Annotated in this window: 14 protein-coding genes; 10 read left to right on the top strand and 4 right to left on the bottom strand. The window is 73.0% G+C overall.

The genetic code is table 11. The features are described 5' to 3' along the window. Positions 1–31: 31 nt before the first annotated feature. Entirely contained in the window at positions 32–952 is a 921-nt protein-coding gene (locus ACLF3M_RS31345) for a hypothetical protein (protein ID WP_430660953.1), read from the top strand. On the opposite strand, the gene ACLF3M_RS31340 is transcribed toward ACLF3M_RS31345, so the two are convergent. Further along, positions 943–1,866 carry a hypothetical protein gene (locus ACLF3M_RS31340; protein ID WP_430660952.1) on the bottom strand — a complete coding sequence of 308 codons (924 nt, stop codon included), beginning with the start codon at positions 1,864–1,866 and terminating at the stop codon, positions 943–945. The genes ACLF3M_RS31345 and ACLF3M_RS31340 overlap by 10 nt on opposite strands. A 177-nt stretch (positions 1,867–2,043) precedes the next feature. Between ACLF3M_RS31340 and ACLF3M_RS31335 the strand changes: the two genes are divergently transcribed. From ACLF3M_RS31335 to ACLF3M_RS31315, 5 genes are all read left to right on the top strand, one after another. Continuing rightward, a complete protein-coding gene (locus ACLF3M_RS31335; RefSeq protein ID WP_430660951.1) occupies positions 2,044–2,952 on the top strand; it encodes a sulfite exporter TauE/SafE family protein in 909 nt (302 codons plus the stop codon). Further along, positions 2,949–3,749, top strand: coding sequence for a TIGR02186 family protein (locus ACLF3M_RS31330; RefSeq protein WP_430660950.1), 801 nt, complete (start codon positions 2,949–2,951; stop codon positions 3,747–3,749). The genes ACLF3M_RS31335 and ACLF3M_RS31330 overlap by 4 nt, the downstream gene beginning before the upstream one ends. Continuing rightward, positions 3,749–4,243 carry a universal stress protein gene (locus ACLF3M_RS31325; protein WP_430660949.1) on the top strand — a complete coding sequence of 165 codons (495 nt, stop codon included), beginning with the start codon at positions 3,749–3,751 and terminating at the stop codon, positions 4,241–4,243. The genes ACLF3M_RS31330 and ACLF3M_RS31325 overlap by 1 nt, the downstream gene beginning before the upstream one ends. A gap of 100 nt (positions 4,244–4,343) precedes the next feature. Continuing rightward, positions 4,344–4,910 carry a NifU family protein gene (locus ACLF3M_RS31320; RefSeq protein ID WP_430660948.1) on the top strand — a complete coding sequence of 189 codons (567 nt, stop codon included), beginning with the start codon at positions 4,344–4,346 and terminating at the stop codon, positions 4,908–4,910. A 114-nt stretch (positions 4,911–5,024) separates the two neighbouring features. After that, a complete protein-coding gene (locus ACLF3M_RS31315) occupies positions 5,025–5,624 on the top strand; it encodes a malonic semialdehyde reductase (RefSeq protein ID WP_430660947.1) in 600 nt (199 codons plus the stop codon). Between the two features lie 136 nt (positions 5,625–5,760). Here ACLF3M_RS31315 and ACLF3M_RS31310 read toward each other — a convergent pair whose 3' ends face one another. Beyond that, entirely contained in the window at positions 5,761–6,486 is a 726-nt protein-coding gene (locus tag ACLF3M_RS31310) for a response regulator transcription factor (RefSeq protein WP_430660946.1), read from the bottom strand. Positions 6,487–6,754: 268 nt separating this feature from the next. Between ACLF3M_RS31310 and ribA the strand changes: the two genes are divergently transcribed. The 3 genes from ribA to ACLF3M_RS31295 all read left to right on the top strand — a co-directional run bounded on the left by ribA (position 6,755) and on the right by ACLF3M_RS31295 (position 9,088). Then, complete coding sequence (ribA, locus tag ACLF3M_RS31305; protein ID WP_430660945.1) at positions 6,755–7,933, top strand: GTP cyclohydrolase II RibA; 1,179 nt, start codon at positions 6,755–6,757, stop codon at positions 7,931–7,933. Positions 7,934–8,131: 198 nt separating this feature from the next. Then, on the top strand, positions 8,132–8,650 hold the full coding sequence (locus ACLF3M_RS31300) for a L,D-transpeptidase family protein (protein ID WP_430660944.1): 519 nt from the start codon (positions 8,132–8,134) through the stop codon (positions 8,648–8,650). A gap of 66 nt (positions 8,651–8,716) precedes the next feature. Further along, entirely contained in the window at positions 8,717–9,088 is a 372-nt protein-coding gene (locus tag ACLF3M_RS31295; protein ID WP_430660943.1) for a hypothetical protein, read from the top strand. 3 nt (positions 9,089–9,091) lie between these two features. Here ACLF3M_RS31295 and ACLF3M_RS31290 read toward each other — a convergent pair whose 3' ends face one another. Continuing rightward, positions 9,092–11,854, bottom strand: coding sequence for a hypothetical protein (locus ACLF3M_RS31290; RefSeq protein ID WP_430660942.1), 2,763 nt, complete (start codon positions 11,852–11,854; stop codon positions 9,092–9,094). A gap of 113 nt (positions 11,855–11,967) precedes the next feature. Beyond that, complete coding sequence (gene murJ, locus ACLF3M_RS31285; protein WP_430660941.1) at positions 11,968–13,509, bottom strand: murein biosynthesis integral membrane protein MurJ; 1,542 nt, start codon at positions 13,507–13,509, stop codon at positions 11,968–11,970. A gap of 147 nt (positions 13,510–13,656) precedes the next feature. On the opposite strand from murJ, the gene ACLF3M_RS31280 reads away from it, so the two are divergent. After that, entirely contained in the window at positions 13,657–14,232 is a 576-nt protein-coding gene (locus ACLF3M_RS31280) for a nucleotide exchange factor GrpE (protein WP_430660940.1), read from the top strand. Positions 14,233–14,305: the final 73 nt, after the last annotated feature.

Genomic DNA, 14,305 nt, shown 5'->3' with positions numbered 1-14,305 from the left:
CCGGCGGGCGCCGTCATGCTAGCCGAAACGGATGGGCCTGCTGTTCGACGGGACCGACCTGCGCGCCAGCTTCGTCCCGGGCGATCCGGCCGCCGACACCGTCGTCCTCACCTTCTCCGGGCGCGACATGCGCGAGGTGCCGGGCTGGATGCACGCCTTCGGCGCGGGCTTCCTGCGCCGGGCCGGCCTGCCGGCGATCCACCTCACGGCGTCCTGGAACCACTGGTTCATCGTGGACGAGATGCGCCGCGCGCTGCCCGGCCTGTGCGCCGCGGCCGCGCCCTTCCGGCACCGCGTCGCCTATGGCCAGAGCCTCGGCGCCTATGCGGCGCTCCGCCACTCCGCGGCACTCGGCGTGACGCGCGTCGTCGCGATCTCGCCGCGCTTCTCCATGCTGCCGGAGAAGGTGCCCTTCGACACGCGGTCGCGGCCGGAACTGCCGCGCCTCGATCCCGCCGGCGACGACCTGCCGGGCGGGCTGTCGCGCGATGCGACGCTCCTCGTCGTCGCCGAGACGGTCGGCATGGACGCGCGGCACCTCGCGCTGATCAGGGCGGCCTGCGGCGGGCGTGCGCGGGTGCTCGCGCTGCCCTTCGGTGGTCATCCCGCGACGCTGCACCTCCGGCAGATCGGCCTGCTGGGCCGGATCGTCCGTGCGCTGCTGACCGAAGCGGAACCCGACCTCGCGGCGATTCGGCGCGCGGTTCGCGGTGCGCGCGGCGGCTCCGCGATCTGGTGGACGGAACTCGCGCGGCAGGCCTGGCGGAGCGGCCGCCACGACCTGGCCGCGGAGGGCGCGCTGCGCGCCGCGACGCTCGATCCCGCGCAGCACGGTTTCGCGGCCAGGCTGGTCGGCAAGCTGGCCCGGCGCGGCCTCGCGCGCCGGACCCTGCCTGCCTTGGTGGCGCGCCTGGCCGCGCTGGGCGACGCGGCGGCTACGCCTCAGGCGTAGCTGCGCAGCCCGACCTCGCGCCGGGTGCCGAGCCGTGCGCCCAGCACCGCCGCGCCGGCACCGAGCAGCATCGCCGCGAAGAGCCAATAGGCGCCGGTCGCCGCCGCATCCGCCGCCTTTTCAGCGGCCTGGCGCGCGGCCTGCTCGGCCTGGGCCGCGGCCTCGCGCGCCTGGGTCTCGAGCTGGCCGATGCGGTTGTTGGCTTCCTCGGCCGGGATGTTGGCTTCCGCCGCGACGAGCTGCGACAGCCGGTCGCGCTGGTTGCCCAGGAAGCCGCCCTGGCGCACGCGCTCGCCGATGATCCGCGTGATCTCGGCGCGGCGCTGGTCGGGCGTCATGGCGCGGGGATCGCCGCCGCTCTGCAGGGCGGATTGCAGCCGCTCGGCCAGCGCGTTGGGATCCACCGACCGCGCGGCGTCCGGCGCGACGGCCTGCGCGGCCTGGCCGACGGCCTGCCCCGCGCCCTGCATCGCGCCGCCGAGCACGGAGGACGCGCCCTGCACCGCGGTGTTCGCCGCACCTGCCGCGAGATTGCCGAGCAGCACCGCCGAGAGCAGGAAGCCGAGCGCCCAGACCGCGAGCCCGTGCAGCAGACCGTCCGTGTCGTCCGAGGTGCCGGACAGCCTGGCCGCCACCCAGCCGCCGATGCCGAGCCCGATGAGGTTGGCCAGCAGCAGCCACAGCCCGCCCGCCTTCGCCAGCAGCGAGGCCGAGGGCGTGTCGCCCGGCGTCGCGGGATCGATCGTCGTCGCGCCGACCGCGAGCCCGAGCAGGTTGAGCAGGGCGCCGATCGCCACGGCGACGACGCCGCCGGCGATCACCGCGCCCCATGAGATGCGCGGCGGCAGGGCGGGCGCGCCCTCGACGCCCGTGCCGATCGTGGTCTCTTCGGCGGTTGATGTCCTGGCCTGCATGATGCGGCCCCTTTCCGGTTGCGCCCCGGCAACGCCCGGCAGGTCGCGCAGTTCGGCCCCTGGACGCGACCACGCAACCGGCGCGACAGTGCCGGGCGCGACGCCGCGCCCCGTGGCGCCGCATTCCCGCCACCCCGGCATGGAAGACCGTCTCCGACGATGCGGGCCTGATTCGCGATGCAGGTGTATCTGCCGATCGCCGAGATGTCGGTGGATGCCCTGCTGCTGCTGGGCATCGGCTTCGGCGTGGGCTGGCTGTCGGGCCTGTTCGGCGTGGGCGGCGGCTTCCTGCTGACGCCGCTGCTGATCCTGATCGGCATCCCGTCCCCGGTCGCGGTCGGGTCGGGCGCGAACCAGACGCTCGGCGCCTCGGTCTCCGGGCTCATTGCACAGTGGCGGCGCGGCAACGTGGACGTGCGAATGGGCACGGTGCTGCTGGTGGGCGGCTTCATGGGCTCGGCCGCCGGCGTGCAGCTCTTCGCCTGGCTGCGCCGCGCGGGCCAGGTCGATCTCGCCGTCGCGATCTTCTACATCGTCGTGCTGGGCTCGGTCGGCGGGCTGATGATGCGGGAAAGCCTCGGCGCCATCCTCCGCCGCGGCAAGGCGCGGCCGAGACGCCTGCACGAGCATCTCTGGATCCACGGCCTGCCGCTGAAGATGCGGTTCCGCAAGTCGCGGCTCTACATCTCCGTCATCCCGCCGCTGACGCTGGGGTTCCTGATCGGCGTGCTGTCGGCGGTGATGGGCGTGGGCGGCGGCTTCATGCTGGTGCCCGCCATGATCTACCTGCTGGGCATGCCGACCTCGATCGTGATCGGCACGTCCCTGTTCCAGGTGGTCTTCGTCACGGCGAACGTGACTTTCCTGCAGGCCGTGCAGGTCGGCAGCGTGGACATCGTGCTGACCCTGCTGCTGCTGGCCGGCGGCGTGGCCGGCGCGCAGTTCGGCGCGGCGATGGGCGGCAAGCTCCGCGGCGAGGAAACCCGTGCGCTGCTCGGCGCCCTGGTGCTGTTCGTCGCCGGCGCGCTGCTGTGGGACCTGCTGCGGACGCCGGGACAGCTCTTCGTGATCGGCCCGGCGCCGTGAGGGGCGGGGCGTCACCGGGGAGGGCGCTACCCTCCCCGGACCCCTCCCTGCTGGCCGCCCTCGCCCTCATCGCGACCTGGCTCATCACGACGCTCCCGGCCTTCGCACAGGTCGCGCCGCCGTCGCTCGCTGCCGAGCTCAGTGTCCGGCGGATCGAGGTGACGACCGCCTTCACCGGCGGCGAGATCCTGGTCTTCGGCGCGACGGAGCGGCTGATCGGGCCGCAGGGCGATGCGGTGGTGGTGCTCGCGACCGGTCCGCAGGCCTCCATGGTGGTGCGCGAGAAGGTCAACGTGCTGGGCTTCTGGATCAACGGCGCCGCCGCTCGCTTCAACCGGATCCCGGCCTATTGGGCGCTCGCCTCCACGACACCGGTCGGGGAGCTGGTCTCGCCCGACGAGAGGGCGGATTTACGACTGGGGATGGACCTGATCCCCCTGCCGCAGCTCGGGGCGCGCGGGCCGCAGTTCCGCGTGGCGCTGCGCGAGCTCAAGCAGCAGGGCGGGCTCTGGGTGGACCAGGTCAATACGATCGAGGTCGCGGGCGGTCGGCTCTTCTCGGTGCGGCTGCCCGTGCCGTCCACGGTGCCGACGGGCGAGTATCGCGTCCAGGTCATGCTGGTGCGGGACGGGCGCGTCGTCGCCCGGCAGGACCTGGCGCTGGAGGTTGCGCGTGTCGGCTCGGCCGCGCAGATCGCCTTCGTCGCGCGCGACTGGCCGGTGTTGTATGGGCTAGCCTGCATCGTGCTGGCGGCTCTGGCGGGCTGGCTCGGCAGCGTGCTGTTCCGGAGGGGCTGATGGGCGAGAGCGCGGCGGCGGCCCAGGCGCGGCGGGACCGGGTCTTCCTGGTGGTGGTGGACGACAGCACGGAGCGGCGCGTGGCGCTGCGCTATGCCGCGCTGCGCGCGAAGAAGAGCGGCGGGCGCGTGGCGCTGCTGCGGGTGATCGAGCCCGCCGGCCAGGTCGAATGGGCCGGCGTGGGGGCGATGCTGGCCGAGGAGCGGCGGGAGGAGGCGGAGAAGCTGCTCTCCGCCATGGCGGCCGAGGTGAACGAGATCACCGGCGGCCTGCCCATCCTGCTGATCCGCGAAGGCGAGCCGCGGGACGAGCTGCTGTCGCTGCTCGAGGAGGATCCCCGGATCTCCATCCTGGTGCTGGCCGCGGCGACCGGCGGGTCTGGGCCGGGCCCGCTGATCTCGGCGCTGACCGGGCGCTACGCCGCGAAGCTCGCGGTGCCGATGACGATCGTGCCGGGTGCGCTGAGCGAGTCGGAGCTCGAGAGGGTAACGTGAACAACCCTCTCGACCCGCAGCGGGAGGAGGGCTTTGCGGCCGGTGGAAAAAGGACCACATAGGTCCTGGATACACGACCAGGCCGCAACGGACGCCCCGCATGTTCATCGAGACCGAAGGCACCCCCAACCCCGCCACCCTGAAGTTCCTGCCCGGGCGGGACGTCATGGGCGGGCGCGGCACCGCCGACTTCACCGCCGCCGACGAGGCCGAGGGCCGCAGCCCGCTGGCTGCGCGCATCTTCGGCGTCGGCGACGTCGCCCGCGTCTTCCTCGGCAACGACTTCGTCACCGTCACCAAGGGCGAGGACGCCGACTGGGTGGCGCTGAAGCCTCGCGTGCTCGCCGCCATCATGGACCACTACGTCGCCGGCCTGCCGGCGATCGAAGGCGCCGAGGAAGCCTCGGAGGAGGAGGATTTCGACGCCGCCGACGGCGAGGTCGTGGCGCAGATCAAGGAGCTGCTCGACACCCGTGTGCGCCCCGCCGTCGCCGGCGACGGCGGCGACATCGTCTTCCGCGGCTTCCGCGAGGGCGTGGTGCGGCTGCACCTGCAGGGTGCGTGCAGCGGCTGCCCGTCGTCGCGCGCGACGCTGAAGCACGGGGTCGAGACGATGCTGCGCCACTACGTGCCCGAGGTGACGCGGGTCGAGCAGGTCGAGGCCTGATCGTCACCCGGCCCGTCATTCTCGCCGGTGATGACCACCATCGGCGGTTGACGGGCAGACCTTCGGCAGGGCGGGGCCATATCCGGTCCGACGCAACCTGCCGAGGGACTTCCCATGCTCTCCGATCCCAGCGTGCTTGACGACCAGGCGCTCGACCAGCTCTTCCGCGAGGCGCGGACCCAGAACAAGTGGCAGGACCGCCCGGTCCCCGACGCGAAGCTGCAGGAGGTCTATGACCTCCTGAAGTTCGCGCCGACCTCGGCCAATGCCTCGCCCGCGCGCTTCGTCTTCGTCCGCACGGCGGAGGGCAAGGCGAAGCTCAAGCAGGCGCTCTCGCCTGGCAACATCGAGAAGACGATGACGGCGCCGGTGACGGCCATCGTCGCGCATGACGCCGCCTTCTACGACAAGCTGCCCTTCCTGTTCCCGCATGCCGATGCGCGGTCCTGGTTCGCGGGCAACGCGGCCTTCGCGGAGCAGACGGCGTTCCGCAACGGCTCGCTGCAGGGCGCGTACCTGATCCTGGCGGCGCGCGCGGTCGGGCTCGATGCCGGCCCGATGAGCGGTTTCGATGCGGCGAAGCTCGACGAGCTGTTCTTCGGCGGCACGACGTGGAAGTCGAACTTCCTGGTCAATCTGGGCTATGGCGATCCCGCCGGCGTGATGCCGCGGCTGCCGCGGCTGAGCTTCGACGAGGCGGCGCGGCTGGAGTAGGGGCGCTTCGCTTCACCTCTCGTTCTTTTCGCCCTCCCCCGCTCTTGCGGGCGAGGGGGCCGTGGATCAGAGACTCATGAAAAAGGCCCGCCGGATCGCTCCGACGGGCCTTTCTTCTCGTCGGGCTGGCCCGCGCCTACGCCGCCTGCTGGGTCGCGCGACCCGCATGCGGGTCCAGCCGGTACCCCCCGCCTTCCGTCAGCAGCAGCCGCGCCTGGCTCGGGTCGGGCTCGATCTTCTGGCGCAGGCGGTAGATGTGGGTTTCGAGCGTATGGGTCGTGACCGCGCTGTTGTAGCCCCAGACCTCGTTCAGCAGAATCTGCCGCCCGACCGGGCGCCCGCCCGCGCGATACAGGTACTTGAGGATCGCCGCCTCCTTCTCGGTCAGGCGGATCTTGCGGTTCCGCGCGACCTCGAGCAGCAGCTTCGCCGAGGGGCGGAAGGTGTAGGGCCCGACGGTGAACACCGCGTCCTCGCTGTTGTCGAAGACGCGGAGCTGAGCGCGCAGGCGCGCCGTCAGCTCGCTCACCCGGAAGGGCTTGGCGATGTAGTCGTTCGCGCCGCTGTCGAGGCCGCGGACGATGTCCTGCTCCTGGTCGGCGCCGGTGAGCATCAGGATCGGCATCCTGAAGCCCTGGCGGCGCAGCCTGGCGCAGAGCTCCCGCCCGTCGCCGTCGGGCAGGCCGATGTCGAGGATGACGGCGTCGAAGCGCGCATCCTCGGCGGACAGCCTCGCCAGAGCCTCGCCGGCGGTGCCGGCCTGCTCGGGCGCGAACTCTCCGTCATGGGCGAGCTGCTCGCTCAGAGTCTCGCGCAGCGCCTCGTCGTCGTCCACGACGAGGATCGGTCGGGGACCAGCCATTGCTCTCAGCTCCTCCGGCGGATTGGCGCCGCCATGACGCGTGGGTTTTCACGACGGCGTTCCCGCCCCAACCCGGGATCGAAGGAACGCCTGCGCTGACATCACGACACTGCCCGTTGCTCACGAGCCGGGCAAGCATTGTCGCAAGGCGTTACGATCACCGTCGCTTGACGGGCGGAATGTTTTTCTTCCCGCCACACCCTTCCAAACGCCTTTGCCGCGCCACATTGGGGCGCGTGTATAGCGCCGCCAGCACGGACGATAGGGAATGAGTTTGACCGGCCACCTCGCTGCCAGCTTGCACGACCGCGGATTGGGTGGGGACCAGGCGTCCGCCGCGCGGGCGCTGCGCGCCGTCCACCGCGCCATGGCGGAGCTGCGCCGCGGCACGCCCGTGCTGATCCGCGGCGGCGATCACACCCTTATCATCGCGGCCGCCGAAACCGTCTCGGCACGCGGCCTGTCCGAACTCGGCCTGGCCGGGATCGGCCCGGCCGTGCTGCTGCTCGCGCCCGTGCGCGCCGCGGCGGTCCTGCAGCGCCCCGTGCCGCAGGATGCCCCGGGCACCGAGGCCGGCGCCGTCGCGCTGCGCCTGCCGCCCGCGCTGCTCGATCCCGCCGTGCTCAGGTCGCTTGCCGACCCGACCGCGGAGCGGCTGCTGCCGGCGGAGCCGGAGCGGGTCGGCGCGCCGGCGCTCGCCTCCGCGGCGATCGCGCTGGCCAAGCTGGCGCGGCTGCTGCCGGCGCTGGTTGCCGCGCCGGCGGCCGAGGCCGCGTCCGGGCGGCTCGACCTGCTGTCCGTCGAGGCCGGGCACATCGCCGCCTATCCCGACACCGCCGCCGGCACGCTGACCCGCGTCGCGGAGGCCCGCGTCCCGCTGGAGGACGCGCCGGAGGCCAGGCTCGTCGCCTTCCGCGCCGCGGATGGCGGGATCGAGCACCTCGCGATCCTCGTCGGCCAGCCCGAGCAGGCGCTGGCCGAAGGCAGCGTGCCGCTCGCCCGCATCCACTCCGAATGCTTCACCGGCGACCTGCTGGGGAGCCTGCGCTGCGACTGCGGGCCGCAGCTGCGCGGCGCGATCAAGCGCATGGCCGAGGACCCGTCGGGCGGCGTGCTGCTCTATCTCGCCCAGGAAGGGCGGGGGATCGGCCTGGTGAACAAGCTGCGCGCCTATGCGCTGCAGGACCAGGGGCTCGACACGCTCGATGCGAACCGGGCGCTGGGCTACGGCGCGGACGAGCGCAACTTCTGGGTCGCGGCCGAGATGCTGCGCGCCGTCGGGATCGGACGCGTCAGGCTGCTGACCAACAACCCCGACAAGCTCGCCGGCCTCGCGGCCTGCGGGATCGGGGTGGAGGGCCGGGAAGCGCACCAGTTCGCGGCGAACGGCGTGAACGACGCCTATCTCCAGACCAAGGCGCGGCGCTTCGGCCACCTGCTGACCTGAGCGGAACTTTACGGTTTTAGGGTTTTGAGGTTTTAGCCCTAAAACTGGGTCCCGTTCCGACGGGGCCCGGTTTCCGCAATGCCTGAACGCGCGCTCAGGGAGATCCGGCCTGCAGTTCGGGTCTTGACATCTGGAACATAGCAGGAACCGTCGCTGGGGTGATAGCGGAAACCGCGGCGGCGGGCGATCTATCGCGCGATGTCCGCGCCGCCCGATTCCGCCTTCGCCCGTGTCCTGCCCGATGGGCGCTTCCTGTTCCAGGGGCAGGTGCTGCGCTGCGCGCTCGGCAAGGGTGGCGTGAAGCCCGCGACGGAGAAGCGCGAGGGCGACGGCGCGACGCCGGCCGCCGTCATGCCGCTGCGGCGCGTGCTGTTCCGCGCCGATCGCGGCGCCCCGCCGCGCTGCGCCGTCCCGGTCGAGCCGATCGCGCCCGAGGATGGCTGGTGCGACGATCCCGCGCAGCGCGCCTACAACCGGCCGGTCCGGCTGCCCTTCGACGGATCCCATGAACGGCTCTGGCGCGACGACGCGCTCTACGACCTGGTCGGCGTGCTGGGATGGAACGACGATCCCGTGGAGCGCGGCCGCGGCAGCGCGATCTTCCTGCATCCCGCGCGCGACGATTTCCGCCCGACCGAGGGCTGCGTGGCGCTCGCGCCGCGTGACCTCCGCCGCGTGCTCGAGGCGGGGCTGAGGGGGATCGAGGTGCTGGGCTGACGCGCGGGCCCCGCGCGGCGCGATCGCCCTTCCTTTTGCCGCACTTCCCGGCGAAGCTTCGCGGCGATGAATCAGGCCCGCGACACCAGCGCCGCTCGCGCCGCCACCCGGCCGGTCCGCCGCGGCGGCGCGGTCGCGCTCATGGCCGTCGCGGTCGCCGGCCTGCTTGCCGCCCTGCCGGCCTCGGCGCAGGTCGGTGCGATGTGCCAGACCGCCTTCGGCGTCTGCCCCTCCGGCGTCGCGCCGGTCGGCGCGCCCTGCTTCTGCTTCGCGCCGGGGCGGCAGGATCCCGGCCGCATCGTCGCGCCGGGCGGCCCGCCGCCCATGGCGTTCAGCCCGTTCTGCCGCACCTACCGCGGCGTCTGCCAGATCAACCCCACGCCGGTCGGCAGCGCCTGCGGCTGCTTCGGCGATGTCGGGCAGGTCGTCCCGCCCTGAGCATCACTGGGTCGCCGCCGCCGCCGGCGTGGCGGGCGTCCGTGGCGCGGCTGGCGGGCCCGGGCTGCGCGGGCGTTCGGGACAGGCGCCGCCGGGGATGGGGCGGTCGGCTGCCGCCTCGAACTCCAGCAGCCTCGGCAGCCGGGCCTGGCCCTGGCTGGTCCAGACCGTGAGCGGCACGAAATAGGATTGGTTGGGGTTCCAGTTGCTCGGCGGCTCCACCATGTCGAAGCTCGCGATGATGCCGTTCATGTTCGGCATGACCACGACGCTGCTCGATCGCTGGCTGCCGAGCGTGACGACCGTGCTCCGCCACAGCCGCCGCCCGATCAGCGTGACGGAGAAGGGCGCGCAGGGCCGCACCGCCATGCGCGAGATCTGCCAGTCGATCAGCGCGGGGCCGCGGTCGGCGGTGGGGAAGAGGATGGCGTCCACCGCCTCGAAATTAGCGGGCAGCTCGATCGGGTAGGTCAGCGGCACCGTCGAGACCGGGCGTTCGCGTCCCTGCCGGTCCACCCAGCTGCGCGAGACCTCGATGTCGAGCACGTCCCACCAGGCCGGCAGGGAGACCAGGGCGGTCATCGGCAGCTGCCGCGGCTGCAGGACCGGGCCGGTTCCCTGCCGGTCGCTCGGCTGCACGCGCCAGCCGAAGGAGGTGGTGTTGGCGTTCTCACGCAGGCTGAAGCCGAAGACCGCGCGGTTCGCCGTGTCGAAGCGCGTCAGCTCCGCCATCGCCTGTTGCGCCTGCACCCGGCCCTGCCCGGCGCCGCCCTGGCCGCCCAGCAGCGCCTGGATGCCGAAGTCGCGCACCATGTCGGAGCGGATGCGGTTCGCCATCAGCTCGTCCGGCTCGGTCGGCGTGATCGCGTAGCTGTAGACATCGGGATAGCGCGACACCGCGCTGACGAACTCCGCCAGCCCGGTCGGGAGGATGACGGGCACGAGCTGCGCGGAGCAGTCGGCGCCCGTGCCGAGGCGCGCGGCCAGCCTGTCGAGATGCTTCACGAGATCGAATTCCGGCAGGCCCGCCGCGATCGCCTGCCGCCGCACCTTCGCGACGAAGACGCGCCGCCCGCCGGGCAGGGCGATCTCGTCGTACTGGTCGCGTCCGAGGGGAACGACGCAGGCCTCGCTTCCGACCATGATCAGCGACAGCTGGTTCGCCTCGAAGCGGAACGCCCTGACGCTGCGGTCCGGGCGGTAGAGGACCGAGGCATAGCGCGAGAGCGAGAGCGGCTGCGGCAGCGCGCTCGGGTCGCCGGGCGCGGCCAGCATGTCCTCCTCGACGCCGGTGGTCGCCTTGTAGATGCGCGGCCAGAACAGCGTGTCGAGCAGCCGGCGCCGGTGGTCCTCGGCCGTGAGCCGGCGCGGGTCCTCCGCCCCCGGCGCGGGCGGCGCGAGCGCGGCGGTGGGATCGGGCGACGCCTGGACCGGCGGTGCCGCCGCCACGAGTGGTCCCGCGCAGAAGGCGCCGAGGCTCTGGATGGTCTGCAGCATGGCGATGCGGGTGGCGACGCGCTCACGGTAGAGCGGATGCGCGCTGTGGTCCTCGATCTGGACCCGCTGGTTGCCTTCCTTCACCACCGGCAGGCCCTGCTGGAACAGGAGGCGGAACTCGTCGAGCGTGCGGATGTCCGCCTCGGCCGGCCAGCGCGGCGCGTCCGTCATCCGCTCGAGCTGGCGGCGGGCATCGTCATAGCAGCCCTGCACCGTCGCGAGCGTCGCCGGGGGCAGCGAGAGGAGCTGCGGCTGCGTCGCGGCGGCGGTCAGGTTCCGGCCGGCGGCCTCGATCTCGGTGTCGAGCCTGGCCAGCATCGCCTGGTAGTCGTCGGGCCCGAGGCGCCCGAGATCGTAGGCGCGCCTGAGCCCGATGCGGGCCTCCTCGACCCGGACCTCGAGCGAGGTGAGCCAGCGCCCATAGAGGCTCTCCCAGCGCTCGCGGAGCGGCGGCGAGAGGTTGAGCAGCCAGTTCAGCACCGTGCCGCGCGCGCCGTCGGTGATGAATTCCGGTGGCGTCGCGAACAGCGTCTGGCCCAGCCGGATGCGGATCTGCGCCGAGGCGCGCGAGCCCTCGTTCGGCAGGATCGTGGCGTCGAAGCGCAGCCGGTAGAGCGAGTTGCCGCGCAGGTCGTGCCGGTCGTCGAGCTGGTTCTCGATCAGCATGGTGCGGATCTGCTCGCGATAGGCGCGCATTGCCTGCAGCTGGAAGGTCGGCGTCATCGAGATGTCGGGCAGGCCCTGCGCCAGCGCCGCGGGATCGCCGGGCTGGGGCGGCGGACGGAGGGCCTGGTCCCCGCCGGGCGCCGCCGGCGGGCGCTGCGCCTGGTCGCCACCGCCGGGGGCCGGCGCGCCGGTCCCGCCGAGGGCCGCGCCGAAGCCGGCCTGGCGCATCGCCGCCATGGTCGCGGCGCGCATGCCGGAATAGCCGAAGCTCTGCTCCCGCGCGCGGTCGAGCATGCCGTTGAGCCAGCTGTCCTCCTGGTAGCGATCGTTGACCAGGCGCTCGCGCGTGTAGACCTGCGGGCCATCCACGAAGATCGTGCCGCCGTCGTCCGGCTCGAATCGGTCGCGCACCCAGGCATCGGCGCCGAAGACCCAGAGCCCGGCCGCGGCGATCCCGGCCAGCGCCGCGCCGCCGACCAGCACGCGCCAGGCAAACCGCCCAACTCCGCGCAGCGCAGCCCCGAGGCGCGACGGGCCGGCGGGCTGCCGCGCGGCGGGACGGGGTCCCGCGGGCTCCGCCGGACCGGGCAGGCTGTCGCCCATCGCTCTCGCTCCTCGGGCGTTTCGTCGCGGGCAGGGTGCTGGCGCGCCGCGGCGCAAGTCAAGGACGGACAGGCGAGCCGACGGGGTGCCTCGCTACCCCCGGTGGTGCGGCGTCAGGTCCTGCGCCGGCGCAGCTCGCGCAGTGCGACGCGCAGGTCGAGCCCGCCGATCGCCTGGGCGGTGCCGAAATAGGCCGCCATCCCCGCCGAGATCAGCACCACCAGCGCGCCGAGCCTGAGCCAGGGATCGGGCTGGGGGAACAGCAGGGCCTGCAGCGCGAGCAGCAGCGCCGCCATCGCCAGCGCCGCCGCCAGCAGCCGCGGCACGGCTCGGCGCAGCCGGCGGTCGAGCACAAGCCGGCCGCGACGCACCAGCAGCCAGGCCAGCAGCACCACATTCACCCAGGACGCCACGGAGGTCCCGAGCGCGATGCCGACATGGCCGAGCCAGCGGGTCAGCGTGAGATTCAGCACCAGGTTCAGCGCGACAACCGCCAGCCCGACCTTGACCGGCGTGGCGGTATCGCCGCGGGCGAAGAAGCCGGGGGTGAGCGCCTTCACCAGCACGAAGGCCGGCAGCCCCGCGGCATAGGCGACCAGCGCGGCGGCGGTCGCGGCCGCGGCGCGGCTGTCGAAGGCGCCGCGCTCGAACAGCGCCGAGATGATCGGGCCGGGGACCACCGCCATCGCCAGGGCCGCCGGCAGCGCGAAGGCCAGCGTCAGCTCGATCGCGCGGTTCTGGCTGCGATGCGCGGCCAGCCGCTTGCCCGTGCGCAGCTGCGCCGACAGCACCGGCAGCAGCGCCGTGCCGACCGCCGCCCCGATCACGCCGAGCGGCAGCTGCGAGATCCGGTCGGCATAGTACAGGAAGCTCACCGCCCCCTCCGGCAGGAGCGAGGCGATGATGATCCCGATCGCCAGGTTCACCTGGGTGATGCCTGCCCCGACCAGCCCCGGCCCCATCCGGCGCAGCACGGTGCGGACTTCCTTCGTCAGCCGCGGCCGGGCGAAGGGCGTGACCGCCATCCCTGCCATGCGCGCCGCCGCGATCAGCATCAGCAGCTGCAGTAGGCCCGACGCGGTGACGCCCCAGGCCAGCGCATGCGCCGGCGTCGCGACGAAGGGTGTCAGCCCCAGCAGCGCGGCCATCGAGACCAGGTTGAACAGGATCGGCGCGGCGGCCGCGGCCGAGAAGCGGTTCATTCCGTTCAGCACGCCCGAGACCAGCGCGGCCAGGCAGATGAAGAGCAGGTAGGGGAAGGTGATCCGCGTGAGCTCGACCGTCAGCGGGAAGCGCAGGCTCTCGCCATGGAAGCCGGGGGCGAGGACGTAGAGCAGCTGCGGCATGAAGACGATGCCGAGGATCACGATGCCCGACAGGAAAAGGCTCATCAGCGCCGCGAGCGAATTCGCCAGCGCCCGCGCCGCGCGCGGCCCGTCCAGCGCGTAGCTGCCGGCGAAGGCGGGGACGAAGGCGGCGTTGAAGGCGCCCTCGCCGAAGAGCTGGCGGAACAGGTTGGGCAGGCGCAGCGCCACGAAGAAGGCGTCGGCCATGGGCGTCGCGCCGAGCTTCGCCGCGATCAGCATGTCGCGCGCGAAGCCCAGGATCCGGCTGGCCATGGTCCAGGCGCCGACGGTCGCCACGCTGCGCAGCATCGGCAGGGGTTAGCAGCCCTTGCCCCCGCTCCGGAAGCCCAAGGGACGGGACGGGCGGGCAAGGCGGGTTGTCTCGCGCACGCGATGCACCTAGGTGTCGGCCTAACGGGCCCACGCCCGACCCGAACCTTTCCGCACCCGAGAACGATGAACGACAAGCCCGAGAACCAGAGCGACCCCCTGCCCGAGACCCAGGCCGATGCCGCGCCGGCCGAGGAGCCGGCGGTCGAGATCCAGCCGCAGACCGAGGCCGAGCGCATCGCCGAGCTCGAAGCCGAGGTCACGGCGATGCGCGACAAGTGGCTGCGCGCCGAGGCGGAGATGCAGAACCTCCGCACGCGGACCAAGCGCGAGGTCGAGGATGCCCGGCTCTACGCCGTGCAGAAATTCGCCCGCGACGTCGCCGAGACCGCGGAGAACCTCCGGCGGGGCCTCGACAGCCTGCCGAAGGCCGAGCCCGGCGAGAGCGAACTGATGGCGAAGCTGCGCCACGGCTTCGAGGGGGTGGAGCGCGCATTCGTCGCGATGCTGGAGCGCCATGGCGTGCAGCGCGTGGAGGCGCAGGGCGCGGCCTTCGACCCCGAACTGCACCAGGCGATGAGCGAGCAGCCCGCCCCGCCCGGCGTTGCGCCGGGGACGGTGATCCAGGCCTGGACGCCGGCCTGGACGCTCAACGGGCGCCTGCTGAAGCCCGCGATGGTGGTGGTCGCGGGCAAGGGCTGACGCGCGACGGGCCCGGCTTGCGCCGGGCCCCTGCGATCGCGGGTTCGGGCCGAAGCGGGGCGCCCGGCGCCCC

Origin of the sequence: Falsiroseomonas sp. HW251 (assembly GCF_050563545.1) — a bacterium.
Taxonomy (GTDB): Bacteria; Pseudomonadota; Alphaproteobacteria; order Acetobacterales; family Acetobacteraceae; genus Falsiroseomonas.
Note: the sequence above shows the minus strand (reverse complement) of the source record. Positions and strands in the feature narration are given on the sequence as shown.

Coding starts and splice junctions, on each gene's coding strand:
- ACLF3M_RS31310 (WP_430660946.1), bottom strand. CDS start 6,486: ATGGCTGGTCCCCGACCGATCCTCGTCGTGGACGACGACGAGGCGCTG.
- ACLF3M_RS31315 (WP_430660947.1), top strand. CDS start 5,025: ATGCTCTCCGATCCCAGCGTGCTTGACGACCAGGCGCTCGACCAGCTC.
- ACLF3M_RS31300 (WP_430660944.1), top strand. CDS start 8,132: ATGTCCGCGCCGCCCGATTCCGCCTTCGCCCGTGTCCTGCCCGATGGG.
- ACLF3M_RS31325 (WP_430660949.1), top strand. CDS start 3,749: ATGGGCGAGAGCGCGGCGGCGGCCCAGGCGCGGCGGGACCGGGTCTTC.
- ACLF3M_RS31345 (WP_430660953.1), top strand. CDS start 32: ATGGGCCTGCTGTTCGACGGGACCGACCTGCGCGCCAGCTTCGTCCCG.
- murJ (WP_430660941.1), bottom strand. CDS start 13,509: ATGCTGCGCAGCGTGGCGACCGTCGGCGCCTGGACCATGGCCAGCCGG.
- ACLF3M_RS31290 (WP_430660942.1), bottom strand. CDS start 11,854: ATGGGCGACAGCCTGCCCGGTCCGGCGGAGCCCGCGGGACCCCGTCCC.
- ACLF3M_RS31335 (WP_430660951.1), top strand. CDS start 2,044: ATGCAGGTGTATCTGCCGATCGCCGAGATGTCGGTGGATGCCCTGCTG.
- ACLF3M_RS31340 (WP_430660952.1), bottom strand. CDS start 1,866: ATGCAGGCCAGGACATCAACCGCCGAAGAGACCACGATCGGCACGGGC.
- ACLF3M_RS31320 (WP_430660948.1), top strand. CDS start 4,344: ATGTTCATCGAGACCGAAGGCACCCCCAACCCCGCCACCCTGAAGTTC.
- ACLF3M_RS31280 (WP_430660940.1), top strand. CDS start 13,657: ATGAACGACAAGCCCGAGAACCAGAGCGACCCCCTGCCCGAGACCCAG.
- ribA (WP_430660945.1), top strand. CDS start 6,755: ATGAGTTTGACCGGCCACCTCGCTGCCAGCTTGCACGACCGCGGATTG.
- ACLF3M_RS31295 (WP_430660943.1), top strand. CDS start 8,717: ATGAATCAGGCCCGCGACACCAGCGCCGCTCGCGCCGCCACCCGGCCG.